This window comes from Bacillus sp. OK048 (assembly GCF_900103525.1).
GTDB lineage: Bacteria > Bacillota > Bacilli > Bacillales > Cytobacillaceae > Neobacillus.
Window position 1 is genome coordinate 204,611 of sequence record NZ_FNHN01000008.1, and the last position, 15,912, is coordinate 220,522.

Genomic DNA, 15,912 nt, shown 5'->3' on the forward strand with positions numbered 1-15,912 from the left:
ATATAATGGGTAAATCTTTTTAAAAATTAAAGGAAATTGCAGGAAAAAGGAGAATAGTAATAAGGTTAAAGTTCTTTTCGTATACCTAAAAAAGTGAATGGAGGAATTAATATGGCAAACGAAACGGCTGTAAAAGCTCTGCCTGCAAGAAGTGAAATTCCGGTTGAAGATACATGGAGATTAGAAGATATTTTTACTAGTGATGATGTATGGGAAAAAGAATATCAAGAAGTAAAGAGCCAAATTTCAGGGATTAAAGAGTTTGAAGGAAAACTGGGTGAGAGTGCTGATACACTTTATCATGCTCTTCAATTCCAAGATAAACTTCTTGAAAGAATTGGAAAGCTTTATACATACGCCCATATGCGCTATGATCAGGACACGACGAATTCTTTTTATCAAGGATTAGATGACAGAATGAAAAACCTATACTCTCAAGCGGGCAGTCAATTAGCATTTATTGTTCCTGAAATTCTTGCCCTAGAGGAAAGTAAGGTTAATGGGTTTTTAAACGAGAAATCCGAATTAAAGCTTTATGAACATGCGATTGAGGAAATTAATCTGCAAAGGCCACATGTTTTATCTGCAGAGCAGGAAGCTTTGCTAGCAGAAGCTAGTGAAGTCATGGATGCGTCAAGTAACACCTTCGGGATGTTAAATAACGCAGATTTAAAGTTCCCATCTGTTAAAGATGAAAATGGTGAAGAGGTCGAGATCACTCATGGACGGTACATCCGTTTTCTTGAGAGTGGGAAGCAGGAAGTTCGCCGCGTTGCTTTTAAAGCGGTTTTCGAAACCTATGGAAAGTTCCGTAATACCTTTGCCAGCACGATTAGTGGAAATGTGAAAAAGGATAATTTTAATGCAAGAATTAGAAAATATAATTCTGCGAGACATGCAGCCCTTTCAGCCAATAATATTCCTGAAAGTGTATATGATAATTTAGTTAATACGATTAACGATAATTTGCACCTATTGCATCGTTACGTTAAACTCCGAAAAAAGGTGTTAGGGGTAGAAAAGTTGCATATGTACGATTTATATACACCCTTAGTTAAAGATGTGAAAATGGAAATTCCATATAAAGAAGCAGAAGAGTATGTGGTTAAAGGGCTTGCTCCATTAGGTGAGGAGTATTCACAAATTCTAAAAGAAGGTTTTGAGAATCGATGGGTAGATGTTCATGAAAATAAAGGAAAGCGCAGCGGCGCGTATTCATCTGGCGCTTATGGAACAAACCCTTATATTCTCATGAATTGGCAAGATAATGTGAATAACTTATTTACGTTGGCTCATGAATTTGGTCATTCTGTCCATAGCTACTATACAAGAAAAAATCAGCCATATCCGTATGGAAATTATTCAATTTTTGTAGCGGAGGTTGCCTCAACGTGTAACGAGGCATTATTGAATGATTATTTATTGAAAACGATCGGGGATGAACAAAAACGAATCTATTTATTAAATCATTATTTAGAGGGCTTTAGAGGTACCGTATTCCGTCAAACGATGTTTGCTGAATATGAGCATTTAATTCATCAAAAGGCTCAAAATAATGAAGCTTTGACAGCCGAACTTTTAACGAATGAATATTATGCTTTGAATAAGAAGTATTTTGGCGAAGAGGATATAGTAATTGATGAGGAAATCGGCTTAGAGTGGGCTAGAATCCCTCATTTCTATTACAATTATTATGTGTATCAATATGCTACCGGCTATAGTGCGGCAACTGCATTAAGCAAACAAATCCTTGAGGAAGGGGAGCCAGCTGTTAAACGCTATATTGATTTCTTAAGTTCTGGAAGCTCCGATTACCCAATCGAAGTTCTTAAGAAAGCTGGAGTAGATATGACGAGCGCAGACCCCATTAAGGATGCATGTAAGGTGTTTGAAGAAAAGTTAAATGAATTAGAACAGTTATTGTCATAAAAATTTGGGATGGTCCTGCGGGACCATCCCTTTAAAACCCTCTGAATCTTCTTCTGTCGTTTAGATAAAATAGAAACGTAAGGATTCCAATAAATAATAGCGGAGTACTGATGATTAATGGGAAAACTTTCATTAAGGCTAGGATATGAAGAGAAAATCCAATAATAATAAACAAAATCAAGAGGATAATCGGTAAATTTTTCACTGAAGCATGCCACCTTTTTATAAGAGTACGTTTCAACCCTAGTAATAGTTTATTGTCCAAACCAAGATAATATGTTTTTGACAATTATGTGAAATAACACACAATCACATTGTCAAAGAGCTCAAATCCATGTTATATTTTATACGTGAAGTTAATCACAACAAACATATACCCCTTTGTTTGACCGTGAAAAATTTCTCCCATCCCCTTTGTTCGTATTAATAGAAAAAGACCTTGCAGTTTTGCTGCAAGGTCTTTTCACGTTCATGTGGAAATTACCGGTTAGTTTCTTCTCCAATATATCGCCAAAATGTCCCATATTTTGCTGGTAGCAGTTCCACTTTCTGAAGTAAAAGCAATTTTTTCATTTCCCGGTCGACCTGCGAGATAGACATATTATAAACAACGGCAACCTCTTTAGAAGCCACTACTTTAAAATACTTCAAAAAACTCTCTATTGGTGGGGGCTGATTTTTTATCGGCTGTTCAGAAAGCATTTCTTCTAGAATCTGCTCATAGACTTCATATGGGTATGGTCCAGTAATTTTAATTCCTTCATCCTCAGCGTTCTCGTTAAAAAATACAAGAGTAGGAATCTCTTGTACCTCCATCTCTGTTGTAATTTTTAGATCACACTGAAATGCTTTGGCAGCACTATCTGAATGGAAATCAGAGATGAACTCCTCAACATCTAATCCCGCACTTTTTGCACAGGTTTTAAGTACCCCAATATGGGAAATGTTTTGTTTATCAATAAACAGTATTTCTTGCAGCTTACGTAAGAACCGCAAACCTGCACGTCTTCCTTGTAGCTCTGCAGCTTTTATCGCAATTGAAGCAACATAAGGGGATGTTACAGGATTTTCTAACCAAAGGTTCCCGTCACAGGACATACCTGATCTGCTAGCAGTCTTTTCCCATAAATCTGCGATAACTTCATAATTCTTCTTTTTGCGATGATTTAAATTAGAGATCCGTCCACTTAATACATATTTCATGGAAAAATATCGACCATATTCGATATACAGTTTTTTTAGGATTGGTTCAAGTGCCCAACACTCTGGGCATAAAGGATCGATGAACATATATAATTCAAGTGGCTTCTTTTCATTACTATAGGATTGAGGTTTAGAAGTGAATCCTGTGTTACTCACGAATTTTCACCTAATATCTCATCTTCATCTGGTGTGTTGACCATGTGTTGTGCAGTTAGATAGAGCCTAGAATAAAATTCATCTCTTTCTTGACCCTCTAATCCAGTCTTGTCCATCGCTTGTTCCATGCAGAAAAGCCATGCTTTTGCGCGGGTAGGAGTTATGGGAAAAGGCAAATGTCGTGCACGCATCATAGGGTGACCATGCTCCTCTGTATATATTGGAGGTCCTCCCAAATATTGTGTTAAAAATTGCTTTTGTTTTCGGGCAATTTCTGAAAAATCATTTGGAAAGATTGGAGCAAGGTCAGGATGTTGTGCAACCAAACCATAAAAAGCATCCACAAGGCGGTGGAGTGTATTTTCGCCTATGGCCTCATATGGAGTAGGCTTTTTCTCAAACATTTTGACAACTCCTTTAGATATGTTTGTTTTCTTCATTTTATCAATGGATTTTTGATATCTCAAATAAACCGCTTAGAAAATATATTTTTGTCGATAAAACCGTGCAATTTTATTGAAAGTTTTGCGTATGGGAATGTCATGGCGCTGGAGTAGATCTTGGAAATCCAGTTGACCAACATGTATATCCTCCACTTCGTATTCCACCTCATAGTCTTCTGTTTGTAAATAAAAACTATGATCCAATACAAGCAGTCCGTTCTTGTATGGGAATTCAGCCCTATTTGTTAGTAGAGATCCGAAATACTCGATACGGTTTATTGATATATTTAATGTTTCCAACCGCTCATAAACGATTCCCTTAGGAAATGCTCCATGTTCAATGGCTGTTTGGTATTCATTATCTGATAAAAGTTGCGTAGATTCTAAAAGACCAACAGCAGCGGGCTGTTTTAAAGTAAATTCAAAGTTATTATTCTTTTCTCTTATTCTTAGTGCAGCTCCCAAATTCTTTAATTCAAAACCGGGTGTGTCAAAGTAATGATTTTTTTGGCTTATGATTTGCTGTCTTTCTACTTTAAATATATTGAGGAGAATTTCATATTCCTCTTTTGTAAGCAAATTTTTAAATTCTATTTCAATTGTTTCTGACATTTGGTCCATTCCTTTCTCTTCATATTTATTGTATCTTAGCTTATGGTTGAACCGCAATTCTTGGGAGAAATGGGTAGATTATGCTAAAATGGTAGAGTGAATACTGGAGGTAGAAAATGAATAAAAAAATTACAATCAAAAAAGCAACTATTGTAGATAACAAATTATTATTACTTACTGATGAGTCAATTAGCGGTCTTCTTCCATCTGAACAAATTCTTGTTGATTCTAAGCTATTTTCTTTTGTTTATTTAATGGAGAATCCAGAGGGGTATACATATATCGACATTCCAGAACCATTTTGGCCATTGTTAAAAAGCACATATGGAGAACAAACCCCAGTGTTTATTCAAAGCCAGGAAGAGGAAGTAGAATTATCTAATTTCTATGAGGAGCTAGCTTATGTTATTAACAACATAAGGGGTAACAGTAATTACGGTAAAGACATGGTTGCAAAAGTAGAAGAGCATTTTTAAATATATATTAGTTTTTGTTGAGGTGGAATCATGAAGCATTGGGACCAATTTTTAGCTCCATATAAACAAGCTGTGTCTGAGCTGAAGATCAAATTAAAAGGGATGAGAGGTCAATTTGAGCTTGATTCGAGCCATTCTCCAATTGAATTTGTGACTGGCAGAGTAAAGCCAATCGCAAGTATCCTTGATAAAGCAAATCAAAAAGGGATTCCGCTAGATAAATTGGAAGAGGAATTGCAGGATATTGCTGGTATGCGAATCATGTGTCAATTCGTCGATGATATTCATCATGTAGTAAGATTATTAAGAAATCGAAATGATCTGGTCATCATTGAGGAAAGAGATTATATTTCACACAAAAAAACGAGTGGATATCGCTCATACCATGTTGTAATCCAATATCCTGTCCAAACGATACATGGAGAAAAAAAAATCCTTGCTGAAATACAAATTAGAACATTGGCGATGAACTTTTGGGCGACAATTGAGCACAGTTTAAACTATAAGTATAAAGGAATTTTTCCCACTGATATCCAAATGAGGCTACAACGGGCCGCGGAGGCGGCATTTCGCTTGGATGAAGAAATGTCATTAATTCGTGGTGAAATTCAAGAGGCGCAAGCATTTTTTACTAGAAATAAAGAGTTCAAACAAGAGGAGAAAAGCTGACTGGAGATTTGTAAGCATTTCAGTATGAGGAGTTAATAAATATGAAATTTGCGATTACATCCAAAGGGGATCAAAAATCTAATATCTTAATGCACAAGATGCGGACATACCTACTCGACTTTGATCTTATTTATGACGAAGACCAACCAGATATTGTTGTTTCAATCGGTGGTGATGGGACACTTCTATATGCTTTCCACCGATACAGCAGCCGCTTGGATAAGACTGCTTTCGTCGGAATTCATACTGGACATCTCGGCTTTTATGCTGACTGGACCCCTGATGAGATTGAAAAATTAGTCATTGCAATCGCCAAAACACCATACCAAGTGGTTGAATATCCGTTAATTGAAGTGATTATTCGTTATCAGCACGCCGGTAAGGAGTCACGGTACCTTGCTCTGAACGAATCCACTGTCAAGAGCGTGGAAGGGACATTGGTTATGGATGTAGAGATTCGCGGACAGCACTTTGAACGTTTCCGAGGCGATGGATTATGTATATCCACTCCATCTGGCAGTACTGCCTACAATAAAGCACTAGGAGGGGCCATAATCCATCCATCTATTCCTGCGTTACAGGTCGCTGAAATGGCGTCAATTAATAACCGAGTGTTTCGGACAGTAGGATCACCGTTAATTCTGCCGTCCCACCATACTTGTATGCTGAAGCCAGTAAATCGTGTTGATTTCCAAGTAACTGTTGATCATCTTACTTTGCTTCATAAGGATGTTAAATCGATACAATTTAGGGTTCCAGACGAAAAAATCCGCTTTGCTCGTTTTCGGCCATTCCCTTTTTGGAAAAGGGTCCATGATTCTTTTATATCAGATTCCGATTAACTTAAAAGCTGGAGGAAAAATAACATGAATTCACGTTTTCAACTTCAGTGGGAAGTTAATCCATTTCAAGCTGGTCAAACAATCAAGGAATTCCTGAAAGAAGAGGAAATATCTCGGATTGCCCTAACGGATATAAAATTCAGGGGCGGGAATATTCTGGCAAATGGCATAGAAGTGAATGTTCGGTATGTGTTAAAAGAAGGGGAAACCTTAACCGTTATCTTTCCACCTGAAAATCCAAGTGAAGGGATAGCAGGAGAAAGAATCCCATTAGAAATTCTTTTTGAAGACAAATATCTATTAGTTGTAAACAAACCTGCGGGAATGAGTACCATTCCATCAAGGGAACATCCAACAGGAAGCATGGCAAATGCCTTGATGGGTTACTATGAAGAAAATGGTATCAGAGCAACTGCCCATATCGTCACCCGTTTGGACCGGGATACGTCAGGTATTGTATTAATTGCAAAACATCGGCATATCCATCATTTATTTAGCAAGCAGCAACAAAAAGGTAAGGTACATAGAATATATGAAGCATTTGCAGAAGGCAATCTTATCCTTGAGCAGGGCACGATTGTAGAACCGATTGGAAGAAAGAGTGACAGTATTATTGAAAGAGAAGTACGCGGTGATGGACAATATGCACGGACTGATTACAAAGTACTGAAAAGATATAAAGAATTCACCCATGTTGAATTACAGTTAAAAACTGGGAGAACTCACCAGATTAGAGTACACATGTCTTTTATCCATCACCCATTATTGGGAGATGACCTGTATGGCGGCAGTCTTTTGCATATTAAACGTCAGGCGCTCCATTGTAAAAAGATTCATTTTCATCACCCTTTAACTCGCATGGAAATGAATTTTACTGCACCACTTCCATTTGATATGAATGAATTACCCAAAAAGGGCTGACTTTTTAAAGTTCGACCCTTTTTTGCGTAATTTGATGATTTCCTAGGAAATTTGTCGATATCCTTAGGCTTATTTTCCCTATTTCTAAGGAAAGTCTTTAAATTTTTCTCCTATGTATGGCATAGTAGAATCTACAGAAACAATTTCCATCTCTGGGTATCGGAGTAAAGTAAGTTTTCCTCCAAAAACTGCTCCAGTATCAATATTATATGTGTTATTGATAATTCTTGGTTCTTTCACAGGTGTGTGACCGTAAACGATAGTGGCTTTTCCAGTATATTGCTTGGCCCAATCTCTTCTTACGGGTGAACCATCAGGGTGTTTTTCGCCTGTAATATCTCCGTATAGGACAAATGTCTTAACTTTAGAATCTTTCATCCCGATAAATTCTTCCTTTATTCCAGCGTGTGCAATCACAAGCCTATTTTGATCTAAGACTAAATGAAGTGGAGATTTTTCATATAATTCAATAAATTTATTTTGAATTGATTTCTGTTCTTTTTTCGCTAATGATTTATATTCAGCAACAGTTGTTTCAAGTCCATGCGTTTCCTGAACCTTATTTCCAATAAAGTAGCGGTACAATTTATTGCAATGGTTTCCAGGTGTGTAAAAAGCCTTTTTTTGCTCAATTACAAGTCTCCAAATAATTTCAGCTACTAGTAGAGAAGATGGTCCGCGGTCAGTTAAATCCCCAACAAATCCTAAGAACCTATTATCGGGATGTAACGGGATTCCGTCTACCCATTGGTAACCACATTTCTTTGTAAGGACTTCGAATTCTGGCAAACATCCGTGTATATCACCGATAATATCAATTTTCATTGGAATAGTGCCCCCTTTAAATATAGTTTTTGTTTTTTTGTAATTTTTATTAAAGAAACGAAGGAGGAGGATTTATGGAACAGCATGTTTCTGTAATATCTTTATTAGTGGTTGTGACCATTGCTTTTGTAACCCCGATTTTACTCCACCGATTAAAATTAAACTATATCCCAGTGGTGGTTGCAGAAATTATTATGGGGCTGGTGATTGGGAAAAGCGGTTTCGATGTTGTTCACGGTGATATGTGGTTATCAACGCTCTCTACACTTGGCTTTATTTTTTTAATGTTTCTGAGTGGATTAGAAATTGATTTTACTGCTTTCAATGGGGGAAAGCAAAATAATATCCTTCTTAGCGGCAAAAAAGAACCGAACACCTTCTTGGTCTCATCAATTATTTTTATTGGAATATTTATCTTTTCATTAGGCTTATCCTATTTATTTGTCTTCGCTGGATTTATGGATAATGCCTTTTTAATGACTATTATTATATCAACAATTTCTCTAGGGGTCGTTGTACCAACTTTAAAGGAAGCCCATCTAATGAAAACGAACATCGGCCAAATTATATTATTAGTTGCAGTCGTAGCTGATTTAGTCACGATGATCCTTATGGCAATTTTTGTGTCAATCTATGACAAAGGCCAGGGGAATACATGGCTGCTGTTGATTTTGTTTGCAGCAGGAGTTGTCTTGTATTTTGTGGGGAAACGGTTTAAAAATCGCCCATTATTAGAATCGTTGTCAAAAGGGACAGTACAAATCGGCACACGTGCTGTATTTATGCTCATTATCGTGTTGGTTGGACTATCTGAGACGGTAGGGGCAGAGAACATTTTAGGTGCCTTCCTTGCAGGGGTACTCGTTTCGCTCCTATCTCCAAATCAGGAACTGATCCATAAACTTGATTCCTTTGGCTATGGTTTCTTTATACCTATCTTTTTTGTGATGATTGGGGTGGAGTTGGATGTATGGTCTCTGTTTGCGGATAAAAAGTTATTGCTATTAATACCGCTTTTATTGATTGGATTCCTACTTTCGAAGCTTGTCCCAGTTTATTTATTGAAAATCTGGTATGATGCGAAAACCGTACTTGCATCGGGTTTTTTACTAACATCCACACTATCTCTTGTCATCGCAGCAGCTACGATTGGAGAACGGATGAGGATTATCACTTCGGAGATGAGTGGGACACTGATATTGGTAGCTGTCATTACCGCTATATTTACGCCGATTGCTTTTAAAAAATTATTTCCAAAACAAGAAGCGGTTGATCGAAAACTAAGAATTGCTTTTTTAGGCGCAAACCAGGTGACACTCCCTGTTTCAAGGGAGCTAAAGTCAAGTTTATATGAACCGGTTTTGTATCACACGAGAATGGACAAATCAGATAAACTAACATCAAACTCATTATTTGATATTGTTGAGATTCCAGATTATTCTTTGGATTCCATTGAAAGGAATAAGATTTTTCAAGCTGATATTCTTGTTATATCTACCGGTGATGATCAAAAAAATGCTGATTTGTCTTTTAATGCGAAAGAAAAAGAGGTTTCAAGAATCATAACACGAATTGAAACTCCTGAAATTGAGCAAATCTTAAGGGAAAATGACATTGAAGTCTTCTCGTCTTTCATGTCAACAAAAACATTATTGCGTGCCTTAATCGAAACACCGAGTGTCATTAACATCCTAACGAATCAAGAAACAGCACTTTATGAAATAAGCATGCAAAATGAACAGTTTGATGGTATGACATTAAGGAGGTTCCCATTTACAGGAGATGTTATCTTTGTCCGGATATTCCGAGGAAAAGACTCGATTGTCCCTCATGGAGACACAGAGCTCTTGTTAAATGACCGTTTGATTGTTACTGGGTCAAAAGAATATGTAGATGAGTTGAAAAGAGAACTTGAATACTAGTTAAGAGGTTGATACTTTTCATTTTTTAATAAATGGTGTAATATTAGTACCAAGTACTAATAACTAATATAATGCTTCAAATGGGAGGACTTTTTCTTTATGAATCTTTCTTTAAAAGGAAAAACATATGTGGTAATGGGTGTTGCAAATAAACGGAGTATTGCTTGGGGAATCGCTCGTTCATTGCACAATGCAGGCGCGCGTTTAATCTTTACTTATGCTGGTGAAAGACTTGAAGGGAATGTCCGTGAATTAGCCGAATCTTTACAAGCGGAAGGGACTTTAGTACTTCCGTGCGATGTAACAAGTGATGAAGAGGTAGCTAAATGCTTTACGGAGATTAAAGAAACTGTAGGAACGATACATGGTTTTGCACACTGTATCGCTTTTGCAAACAAAGAAGAATTAAAAGGTGACTACATGAACACAACAAGAGATGGCTTCTTGTTAGCACATAATATTAGTTCCTATTCTTTAACTGCGGTAGCAAAAGAAGCAAAAGGATTGATGGTTGATGGCGGTAGTATTGTGACCTTAACATATCTTGGTGGAGAGCGTGCATTGCCTAACTATAATGTAATGGGTGTGGCAAAAGCTTCTCTTGATGCAAGCGTTCGCTACCTGGCTGCAGATTTAGGGAAAGAGGGAATTCGTGTTAATTCCATCTCTGCTGGTCCAATTCGAACATTATCAGCAAAAGGGGTTGGCGATTTTAACGAGATTACGAAAGTAGTCGAAGAAAGAGCGCCGTTGCGAAGAGCGACAACAACGGAGGAAGTTGGCGATACTGCTTTATTCCTTTTCAGTGACCTTTCAAGAGGTATTACGGGAGAAAATATTCACGTTGATTCAGGATATCACATTTTATAATGGTAAAGCCCGCTAATAATTGATTAGCGGGCTTTTTCTATGGCAATTTTTATGAACGAGGATAGGCAATTTGCATACATATAGTATGTAGGGCTAGGTAAATGGAGGTGAATTGGGTGGAGAAAAACACAAAAAAGGGACCATTATTATATGTCTCACAGACTTTTCTAAATACACCTGTAAAAAATAATCAGGAAGTATTTACAAATAGGCAGGAGGTCCGACTGCCAATTGAAGAACCACAGCTAGAGGTTGATAGAGACAAGAAAAAAGTCTTTGAAGTTTCACTGGCTAAGACAGAGTTACCTAATGAATCTAAGTTAAAAGAAGTGAAAGAAGAAAATAAAGCTCAAAAAAATCAAGAAAAACAACGTACTTTCAATCGGGTAAAAGGCTTTAAGGAAATGAAACTTATTGAACGTTTGGAATACCTGGCGAACTTTCCTAAAGCATTGCCGTCTGTTCCATGCGTCTTTATTACTAAAGAAAAGAATTATCAGGGATATTTAGTTGAATACAATGATCAAGATATAACTATTCGAATTCCAAATCAAGAAACAGAAACGATACAAATAAAAGATTTAACAAATATTATGATGATTGGTATAAAAAGGTAAATAAAAAAAGCCAGCCGGGTTATCGACTGGCTCATTTTATTACTAGAATTAATCGCATAGACCTAAGTCTACATCGGCAATACATTGTATTGCACAGAAGCAATTTAAATCAACGGTAATACAGTCATTGCTGGCGCGGAAACGATCCACTTGACAGACTCTTTCAAGGTTAATACAGCACTTGTCTCCTCCAGCCACAAGGTTAACAGGAATGAATCTCCCGTTGTCATCCCTGCGTCCTGGTATTAGGACACGTAGTGTTGCACAGCAATTATCAAATACATCTTCAACGCGGAAGAAAATTGATACGCATGCATTGTTTTCACCGCTAAAGAACGCGTGGAATGGTGAACCATCAGCGTTTTTTAAGACAAATACACGTGTATCAGCGCGATCTCTTCTTGCGGGTGACACCAATGAACCAAGTGGTTCTAAGAAACAACTTGGGCAATCTACACACTCATCATCTAGTGCAGCATTATCCTGGATGTCTTTTATAGCACGAACAACATCGCATACACAGCCATTGCTGCTGTTTGAGTTACTATCTCTACCACAACCCATTAATTTACTCCTCCTATCCGTGATATATATCTTACATTATTAACATATTTCAACAGCACCTTTTGGGTAACGGACAATCGCCTTCTTGAGAAAAATTAGGCTTATTACAGGGAAAGGACAATATCAGAATGGATATCGATTTATTTACTTTTATTCTCTTAGCATTGGCAAGCTTTCGCTTAACCAGGTTAATTGTGTTTGATAAAATTACCCAGTTTATTCGTCAGCCGTTTTTTGATGAAATCAAAGAAGAAAATGAAGAAGGTATCATGGAGGTATTTTACCTGCCGAAACGTACACCAATAAAAAAATTCATTGGCGAGCTCCTAAGCTGTTATTGGTGTACTGGTGTGTGGATTTCGACAGCCGTTGTTGTTGGATTCCTTTTCTATCCAACTATATTTTTGCCCATCATGCTTGTGTTTGCAGTTGCAGGATTAGCAGCAATTTTAGAATCCATTCTTCAGCTCTGGTTATAAAAAATAGCATAAAATAGTCGTTCGTTGAGACGAGTTATAATTTTTCCTCATATCCTATAAATAGAAATAATAATGATGCAGGAGTGGATAAATAATGAACATAGAAAATAAAAAAACTCAATCAACAAAGCCTTCGCTAACGAAAAAGACGACGAAGAAAAAAGGCTGCGGCTGCGGTAAAAAAACTCAAAGATAATAAGGTAAACTGCCAGTATGGGTGGCAGTTTTTTTATTGCCAAAATAAATAAAGTAACAAAACATAAGTCTTTGTAGTCATAATTTTGGTCAAACTCGAAAAAACTATAGTGTAGTGGTATTTCTATATTTCGGATAAGGGAAGGAAATGAAATGGTCTACATACTTCGACTAATGATTGTAACGGCATGTGTATCCTTATTGGTCTCCTGCAGTCAGGGTAAAAACGTAAATGACAGCCAATTGGCGCTAATGAAAACGACCAATCCTAACCCGATTGTTACAGAGAAGAATAACGGCGAGGACACCGTTAAAAAAATTGAAAGAGAAGTCAGCAGTTTTGATGAACTCTATGATGTGGCAGTAGTAAAAGGCAAAAAAGATACACTTGTTGTCTATAAAGTGAAGCATATGCAGCGTTTTAAGATGAAAAAGATTGAAAGGGACTTAACAAAACGGCTAGAAAAAAATTACCCAAAAGAAAACATTGCAGTGTCAAGTGACTATAAGATTTTTCTTGAAGCTGTTCGGTTAGTTGAGAGAAAGAATAAAGGAAAACTATCCGAAATGAAGGCGGAGAAACGGCTTAATGAGATTATCAAAATGACATCTGATTTGAAGTAGGAAGGGTTGGTTGACATGGCTAGCAAGCAAAAAAATATGACGCCACAGCAGCAGAAATATCAGCAGCTTCAACAAAAGCATGAACTGAAAAGACCAGTTCTAAAGAATTGCATAAAGGCCTTTTGGGTTGGCGGTTTGATTTGCGTTGTTGGTCAGGCTATAAGTTATTTATATATTTATTTTTTTGATTTTACAGAACAAAGTGTTGGTAATCCTACAGTGGCAACAATGGTGTTCTTATCAATGCTATTAACAGGTTTCGGTGTATACGATCGCCTTGGACAGTTTGCAGGTGCTGGGAGTGCGGTGCCTGTCACCGGGTTTGGCAATGCCGTGATTTCTGCGGCAATCGAGCACAGGACGGAAGGGTTTGTATTAGGTGTTGGCGGAAATATGTTTAAGCTTGCTGGCTCGGTCATACTCTTTGGAGTATTCTCTGCGTTTGTTGTTGCACTCATTAAAACGTTACTGGGAATGTGGGGGGTTTTGTAATTGTTAAAAGGGCATCAGTCTTGGGTCTTTATGAACCGGCCAATGATAGCTGCAACAGGTGTTACCGGAGGTCCCTTTGAGGCGAATGGAAATTTAGCCAATGACTTTGATATTTTACATGAAGATTTATGGATGGGAATGGATTCGTACGAAAAGGCACAACGAGTGCTGCTTGAAGAAGCAATAAGAACAACATTAGCCAAAGCTAAAATGGAGAAAGAGAAAATTGAATTTTTATTTGCTGGAGATTTAATCAATCAAATCACACCTACGAGCTTTGCTGCAAGGACGATGCAAATCCCTTATTTCGGACTTTTTGGAGCATGCTCTACATCAATGGAAGGTTTGGCGTTAGCCTCCTTTGTTGTCAATTACCAAGGGGCAAGAAACGTCTTGACAGGAGCCGCAAGCCACAATGCAGCTACTGAAAAACAATTTCGTTATCCAACAGAGTATGGAGGTCAGAAGCCTCCTACTGCACAATGGACAGTTACAGGTGCTGGGGTAGCATTGGTTACTCAAAATAGTCCCGGACAACAGGAGCCTGTCACGACATCGGCAACAATTGGAAAAGTGATTGACATGGGATTGTCTGATCCGTTTAATATGGGCGGTGCTATGGCACCTGCAGCGGCGGATACGATTATGGCTCATTTCAGGGATATGGAATTAGATCCATCCTACTATGATTTAATTATTACAGGTGATTTAGGCAGAATCGGCCATGATACCACCTTTGAATTATTAGGCAAGAGCGGACTTAAATTAGAACGGAAACAATTCCAGGATTGCGGGCTATTATTATATAAGGACGACCAGCCTGTTCAAGCGGGGGCAAGTGGTGCTGGGTGTTCGGCTACAGTAGTATATGGTCATTTGTTGAACCAGATGAAGAAGGGAATGTATAAGCGAATTCTAGTTGTTGCAACCGGAGCATTGTTGTCACCGCTAAGTTTTCAGCAAAAAGAATCGATACCTTGTATTGCACATGCAGTGGCTATTGAGATGAATGAAGAGGGAAGGTAATACTATGTTAGCAATGTTTTTTTGGGCATTTGTGGTTGGCGGAATAATATGTGTGATCGGACAACTGTTATTCGATGTTGCTAAGCTAACACCTGGTCACACTCTAAGTTTGCTGGTAGTAGCAGGAGCCGTTTTAGATGGATTTGGTCTGTATGAACCACTGGTGGATTTTGCTGGTGCAGGAGCAACGATTCCAATCACAAGCTTTGGAAATTCATTAGTGCACGGCGCCATGCAGGATGCAGAAAAGCATGGTTTGATTGGAGTATTAACTGGGATGTTCCAAGTTACAAGTTCTGGTATATCTGCCGCCATTATTTTTGGATTTATCGGTGCATTAATCTTTAAACCAAAGGGATAAAAAAAATTCAAAGGTTGTCCTTAGAGTAGCGCCTAGTACACTTTGATGCTAAATCTCATATGTTATTAATGAGACTTACCCAAAGTGAGGTGACACTTTATGTTCGGTGGATATGGTGGATATGGCGGCTGTGGCTACGGTGGTGGATATGGCGGCGGATATGGCGGCGGTTCAACTTTTGTTTTAATCGTCGTATTATTCATTCTTTTAATCATTGTCGGTGCTAGCTTCTTTTAATCATTGTCGGTGCAAGCTTTTCATAAAAAAATGCAAAGCTTGCAGCGAAAGAAAGGTTGGCCATATCAGTGGCCAGCCTTTTTCTTTTAGGCATTCCTTTCACATTTTTCATCTTCCTTCATACACTATCAGTAGTTTATGAAGGAGCGTGAAATATACTATGGATAATGGTTTTTTTAAAAACGTCGAAAAGAAAACGGGCGTTAATATGAAGGATATTTTTGATCTAGCTAATTCCTTGCAAAATGCAAATTTTAAAGATGAAAAGACAGTTCGCAATGTTATCAGACGCGTTTCACAGATTGCGAATAAGCCTGTTAATCAAGAAACGGAAGATAAAATTGTCCAATCAATTGTTGCTGATGGAAAGCAGCTTGATTTTAGTACGATATCAAAAATGATTAATAAGAAATAAAATAAATGGCCTACTTCCACATTGGAAATAGGCC

21 protein-coding genes are annotated in these 15,912 nt (G+C 37.7%); 15 read left to right on the forward strand and 6 right to left on the reverse strand.

The annotated features are described in order from the left end of the window. Positions 1 to 111: 111 nt before the first annotated feature. Positions 112 to 1,929: an oligoendopeptidase F gene (pepF, locus tag BLR86_RS16230; protein ID WP_090763476.1), complete on the forward strand. Its 1,818-nt coding sequence runs from the start codon at positions 112 to 114 to the stop codon at positions 1,927 to 1,929. 31 nt (positions 1,930 to 1,960) lie between these two features. Here the strand turns inward: pepF and BLR86_RS26155 are convergent, their stop codons facing one another. From BLR86_RS26155 to BLR86_RS16245, 4 genes are all read right to left on the reverse strand, one after another. After that, positions 1,961 to 2,134, reverse strand: coding sequence for a hypothetical protein (locus BLR86_RS26155; protein ID WP_175492922.1), 174 nt, complete (start codon positions 2,132 to 2,134; stop codon positions 1,961 to 1,963). A 275-nt stretch (positions 2,135 to 2,409) separates the two neighbouring features. Continuing rightward, positions 2,410 to 3,288 (reverse strand): ClpXP adapter SpxH family protein, encoded by an 879-nt coding sequence (locus BLR86_RS16235; protein ID WP_254782350.1) that lies wholly within the window; start codon positions 3,286 to 3,288, stop codon positions 2,410 to 2,412. Continuing rightward, positions 3,285 to 3,692, reverse strand: coding sequence for a globin domain-containing protein (locus BLR86_RS16240; protein ID WP_090763479.1), 408 nt, complete (start codon positions 3,690 to 3,692; stop codon positions 3,285 to 3,287). Before BLR86_RS16240 ends, BLR86_RS16235 begins: the two co-directional genes overlap by 4 nt. Before the next feature lie 72 nt (positions 3,693 to 3,764). Further along, the gene (locus BLR86_RS16245; protein WP_090763747.1) at positions 3,765 to 4,343 is read right to left on the reverse strand and encodes a CYTH domain-containing protein; all 579 of its coding nucleotides are present in this window, start codon (positions 4,341 to 4,343) and stop codon (positions 3,765 to 3,767) included. Positions 4,344 to 4,459: 116 nt separating this feature from the next. Here BLR86_RS16245 and BLR86_RS16250 point away from each other — a divergent pair, with 116 nt between their 5' ends. Genes BLR86_RS16250 through BLR86_RS16265 form a run of 4 tightly spaced genes read left to right on the forward strand, consistent with a single transcriptional unit; the run spans position 4,460 to position 7,251 of the window. Further along, complete coding sequence (locus BLR86_RS16250) at positions 4,460 to 4,819, forward strand: UPF0738 family protein (protein ID WP_090763482.1); 360 nt, start codon at positions 4,460 to 4,462, stop codon at positions 4,817 to 4,819. Positions 4,820 to 4,849: 30 nt separating this feature from the next. Beyond that, positions 4,850 to 5,488 (forward strand): GTP diphosphokinase, encoded by a 639-nt coding sequence (locus tag BLR86_RS16255; protein WP_090763484.1) that lies wholly within the window; start codon positions 4,850 to 4,852, stop codon positions 5,486 to 5,488. Positions 5,489 to 5,529: 41 nt separating this feature from the next. Continuing rightward, positions 5,530 to 6,330, forward strand: coding sequence for an NAD kinase (locus tag BLR86_RS16260; RefSeq protein ID WP_090763487.1), 801 nt, complete (start codon positions 5,530 to 5,532; stop codon positions 6,328 to 6,330). 24 nt (positions 6,331 to 6,354) lie between these two features. Then, positions 6,355 to 7,251, forward strand: coding sequence for an RluA family pseudouridine synthase (locus BLR86_RS16265; RefSeq protein WP_090763490.1), 897 nt, complete (start codon positions 6,355 to 6,357; stop codon positions 7,249 to 7,251). A gap of 84 nt (positions 7,252 to 7,335) precedes the next feature. Here BLR86_RS16265 and prpE read toward each other — a convergent pair whose 3' ends face one another. Continuing rightward, entirely contained in the window at positions 7,336 to 8,076 is a 741-nt protein-coding gene (prpE, locus tag BLR86_RS16270) for a bis(5'-nucleosyl)-tetraphosphatase PrpE (protein ID WP_090763493.1), read from the reverse strand. Between the two features lie 74 nt (positions 8,077 to 8,150). Here prpE and BLR86_RS16275 point away from each other — a divergent pair, with 74 nt between their 5' ends. The 3 genes from BLR86_RS16275 to BLR86_RS16285 all read left to right on the forward strand — a co-directional run bounded on the left by BLR86_RS16275 (position 8,151) and on the right by BLR86_RS16285 (position 11,485). Continuing rightward, the gene (locus BLR86_RS16275; RefSeq protein ID WP_090763496.1) at positions 8,151 to 9,998 is read left to right on the forward strand and encodes a monovalent cation:proton antiporter family protein; all 1,848 of its coding nucleotides are present in this window, start codon (positions 8,151 to 8,153) and stop codon (positions 9,996 to 9,998) included. Between the two features lie 99 nt (positions 9,999 to 10,097). After that, a complete protein-coding gene (gene fabI, locus BLR86_RS16280) occupies positions 10,098 to 10,868 on the forward strand; it encodes an enoyl-ACP reductase FabI (RefSeq protein ID WP_090763499.1) in 771 nt (256 codons plus the stop codon). Positions 10,869 to 10,984: 116 nt separating this feature from the next. Then, complete coding sequence (locus tag BLR86_RS16285; RefSeq protein ID WP_175492923.1) at positions 10,985 to 11,485, forward strand: CotO family spore coat protein; 501 nt, start codon at positions 10,985 to 10,987, stop codon at positions 11,483 to 11,485. A gap of 48 nt (positions 11,486 to 11,533) precedes the next feature. On the opposite strand, the gene BLR86_RS16290 is transcribed toward BLR86_RS16285, so the two are convergent. Next, complete coding sequence (locus BLR86_RS16290) at positions 11,534 to 12,049, reverse strand: CotY/CotZ family spore coat protein (RefSeq protein WP_090763505.1); 516 nt, start codon at positions 12,047 to 12,049, stop codon at positions 11,534 to 11,536. Positions 12,050 to 12,177: 128 nt separating this feature from the next. On the opposite strand from BLR86_RS16290, the gene BLR86_RS16295 reads away from it, so the two are divergent. The 7 genes from BLR86_RS16295 (at position 12,178) to BLR86_RS16325 (ending at position 15,878) form a co-directional block, all read left to right on the forward strand. After that, the gene (locus tag BLR86_RS16295; RefSeq protein ID WP_090763508.1) at positions 12,178 to 12,528 is read left to right on the forward strand and encodes a DUF1360 domain-containing protein; all 351 of its coding nucleotides are present in this window, start codon (positions 12,178 to 12,180) and stop codon (positions 12,526 to 12,528) included. Positions 12,529 to 12,876: 348 nt separating this feature from the next. Continuing rightward, positions 12,877 to 13,347, forward strand: a complete 471-nt coding sequence (locus BLR86_RS16300; RefSeq protein ID WP_090763510.1) for a YhcN/YlaJ family sporulation lipoprotein — start codon at positions 12,877 to 12,879, stop codon at positions 13,345 to 13,347. Between the two features lie 15 nt (positions 13,348 to 13,362). Next, positions 13,363 to 13,839, forward strand: a complete 477-nt coding sequence (spoVAC, locus tag BLR86_RS16305; RefSeq protein WP_090763514.1) for a stage V sporulation protein AC — start codon at positions 13,363 to 13,365, stop codon at positions 13,837 to 13,839. Beyond that, positions 13,840 to 14,865, forward strand: coding sequence for a stage V sporulation protein AD (spoVAD, locus tag BLR86_RS16310; RefSeq protein WP_090763517.1), 1,026 nt, complete (start codon positions 13,840 to 13,842; stop codon positions 14,863 to 14,865). It begins immediately after the preceding gene. Between the two features lie 4 nt (positions 14,866 to 14,869). Beyond that, on the forward strand, positions 14,870 to 15,226 hold the full coding sequence (gene spoVAE, locus BLR86_RS16315) for a stage V sporulation protein AE (RefSeq protein WP_090763520.1): 357 nt from the start codon (positions 14,870 to 14,872) through the stop codon (positions 15,224 to 15,226). A gap of 99 nt (positions 15,227 to 15,325) precedes the next feature. Next, positions 15,326 to 15,463, forward strand: a complete 138-nt coding sequence (gene yjcZ, locus BLR86_RS16320; RefSeq protein ID WP_090763526.1) for a sporulation protein YjcZ — start codon at positions 15,326 to 15,328, stop codon at positions 15,461 to 15,463. A 160-nt stretch (positions 15,464 to 15,623) separates the two neighbouring features. After that, the gene (locus BLR86_RS16325; protein WP_090763530.1) at positions 15,624 to 15,878 is read left to right on the forward strand and encodes a sporulation-specific transcription regulator SpoVIF; all 255 of its coding nucleotides are present in this window, start codon (positions 15,624 to 15,626) and stop codon (positions 15,876 to 15,878) included. The last annotated feature ends 34 nt before the right edge of the window (positions 15,879 to 15,912 follow it).